Here is a 2,589-nt window from a genome sequence, read left to right on the forward strand (position 1 = left end):
GCCCCACCCCGGCCCTTTCCTCAAAGCCTTGCAAAATGACCCGGCGCAACAAGCGGCCAGCGCTTACATGAACTTTCTGGTGCAGCCCGATGCGGCCGCGAAACTGGCCGCCCAAGACTTTGAACGCTTGCTGGGTTTTCTGGACGGAAACGACCGCTCGTTGCCCTCGCTCACACGGCCTCCGGGCGACCACGCATGCGCTGCCGCCCGCTGGCTCACCCCTGAAGTCAAAGAACGCTACCGACAAACCTGGCGACATGGCCTGCAAGGCGGCCTCAACTATTACCGGGCCTCACCCCTGAGCCCCGCCACGGCGCAAGACCCGGGCGCTTCGGCGGTTCAGTTGCCGCCCGAAGCCCTTCACATCGGTGTGCCCACGCTGGTGCTGTGGGCACAAGACGACGTGGCCTTGCTGCCCTGCCTGACCGAAGGCCTGGCGCAGCATGTGCCCGATCTGAAACTGGTGTCCATCGCCCAAGCCACCCACTGGGTGGTGCATGAACAACCCGAGCGGGTGATCCAAGAAATCACCGGTTTCCTCGCGCCCTCGCCTCAATAAAAGCCCGGCTCGCCCTCGGGCCGTGTCTTGAAGCGCTTGTGCACCCAGTAATACTGCTCGGGCATGGCACGCACCCAGTCGGACAGCAAGCCGTTCATGCGAGTGGTGTCTTGCGCCAAGTCAGCGGTCGGGAAGTCGGACAGCGGCGCGTGGACTTCAATGTCATACCCCTGCGGCGTCATGCGCGTGACCACAGGCACCACGCGCGCGCCCACCACCTTGGATAAACGCGACAGCGAAGGCACAGTGGCGGCTTGTTCGACCCCCATGAAGGGCACAAAAATAGATTCACTGCGGCCAAAATCCATGTCAGGTGACAAGTGCAAGGGTTCGCCTTTTTTGATGCGCACCAAAATCTGCCGCATGCCCTCGTGCCGAAAATACGGCCGCACATTGCCCGCGCGCTCGCGCCCTTGGCGCACCAAGGCCTCGACCGCCGGATTGGACTGCCCGACAAAAATGAACGCGACCGGCCCGGGGACATCCAAGGCGACCGCCATGCCACCGGCTTCCAGGCCCACAAAATGCGGGGCAAACATCACCAAAGGCCCCGGCTGCTTTAAAGCCTGCTGATCCCCCACCCAGCGCAGGCGTTGCCGCACCAGCGCCTCAGGCGCATGCCAGAGCCAGGCACGATCCAGCACCGACTGGCCAAACACCACAAAGTGGTGGTAAGCCAAGGCCTCACGCTCAGATTCGGACAACTCGGGCATGCACTTTTGCAGGTTAACGGCCACAACGCGTCGGCGCTTGCGGGCCAGGTGCCACAACGACCAACCCAAACCATGGCCCGCCGCACGCAACCAGGACAAAGGCAAACGCGCCAGCAAGCGCAAAACAATGATGATCAAATTCAGCATGGTTGATGGGGTCTGCTCAGGCCTGCCTGGGTTTTTTGTAACGGGCATAGCCCCAGACGTATTGCGATGGGCACTGCAGGATCAGCGACTCCATGGCCTGGTTGATCTGCACCACGGCGGTGTCCAGGTCAACCGACAGTTCGTGGCTCAGCGCTTGGGTGTGCAAGCGGTAACCACGCCCCCAAGACAAGCGCTCGCCCCAGATGAGCACCACACGTGCGCTGGTTTGCAAGGCCAATCGCGCCGCCAAGGTCATGGTGTAAGCCGGTTGGCCAAAAAACGGTGCCCACTGGCCCATGCCCTCGGGCGGCACCTGATCGGGCAACAAACCCACGGCACGGCCAGAGCGCAAGGCCTTGATCATCTGGCGCACCCCCGCCAAGGTGGTGGGCACCGGCGCCAGACCGGGTCTTTCACGGGCCAAGGTCATGACCTCTCCCAAACCGGCATGGCGCGCAGGACGATAAAGCACCGTCAACGGGCCGTGCAGCTCAGAAAAGCGCAACGCCAATGCCTGCGCCGTGATTTCAAAACAGCCCATGTGCGGGGTCAAAAAAAGCACCCCTTTTCCGCTGGCGTAGGCGTCTAAAGCGGCGCGGTCATCGGACCAAAACAGCGGCGGCGTGCGGCCCAACCACAAACGCGGCAACTCGGCAGACATGCGCCCAGCCTGACCCACGGCCCGCCACACCGTGCCCCAGTCCAAGCCCGCTTGGTGCGCATGGTCCAGAAAACGGCTTCTGTAACGCCCCGAAAAGCACCAGGCCAGCCAGCCCCCCAAGCTGCCCAGCAGATGCAGGGTCCACAAAGGCCATCGGGAAAAGAAGCGAAACCAAAAAAGCATAGGGGAGTGATTTTGCCTTGAACCGAAGACGGTGCGGCCGTTGCGCCGTGTAGGCCATTGAACCGGCCTTGCCTGCACCCAGCGGCAGCGGCTGGCCATTACCTGTTTTGGATGATGCGTGCTACCCGTTCACGCCCTCCCCGCATCAGCCAACGGGGCATAGCATGAGCACAACGCCTGAAACAACACCAAACCGTCCATTTCATTCTTTTCAGCGTGAACAAGGCATTGATCATGAAAAACGACACCCTCCACCCGCACTATTTCAGCACCAGTCAAGCCGCCAAAATGCTGGGCTTGTCGGTCGGCACCATCCAGCGCATGGT

At 61.9% G+C, this 2,589-nt stretch carries 3 protein-coding genes; 1 reads left to right on the forward strand and 2 read right to left on the reverse strand.

Annotated elements, in window-relative coordinates:
* Positions 1-559: alpha/beta fold hydrolase (locus ACIQ47_RS16215; RefSeq protein ID WP_396439062.1), on the forward strand; the 559-nt coding region annotated here is incomplete at its 5' end.
* Here ACIQ47_RS16215 and ACIQ47_RS16220 read toward each other — a convergent pair.
* Both ACIQ47_RS16220 and ACIQ47_RS16225 read right to left on the reverse strand, forming a co-directional pair.
* Positions 553-1,419 carry a lysophospholipid acyltransferase family protein gene (locus ACIQ47_RS16220; protein ID WP_396439063.1) on the reverse strand — a complete coding sequence of 289 codons (867 nt, stop codon included), beginning with the start codon at positions 1,417-1,419 and terminating at the stop codon, positions 553-555. The two genes, ACIQ47_RS16215 and ACIQ47_RS16220, sit on opposite strands and share 7 nt — an antisense overlap.
* Positions 1,420-1,435: 16 nt before the next feature.
* On the reverse strand, positions 1,436-2,263 hold the full coding sequence (locus ACIQ47_RS16225; RefSeq protein WP_396439064.1) for a lysophospholipid acyltransferase family protein: 828 nt from the start codon (positions 2,261-2,263) through the stop codon (positions 1,436-1,438).
* Positions 2,264-2,589 lie beyond the last annotated feature (326 nt).

Origin of the sequence: Limnohabitans sp., assembly GCF_044373035.1 — a bacterium.
GTDB lineage: Bacteria > Pseudomonadota > Gammaproteobacteria > Burkholderiales > Burkholderiaceae_C > Limnohabitans_A.

Excerpts from the sequence above, each read along its gene's own strand:
- ACIQ47_RS16220 (WP_396439063.1), bottom strand. The coding sequence starts at position 1,419 with ATGCTGAATTTGATCATCATTGTTTTGCGCTTGCTGGCGCGTTTGCCT.
- ACIQ47_RS16225 (WP_396439064.1), bottom strand. The coding sequence starts at position 2,263 with ATGCTTTTTTGGTTTCGCTTCTTTTCCCGATGGCCTTTGTGGACCCTG.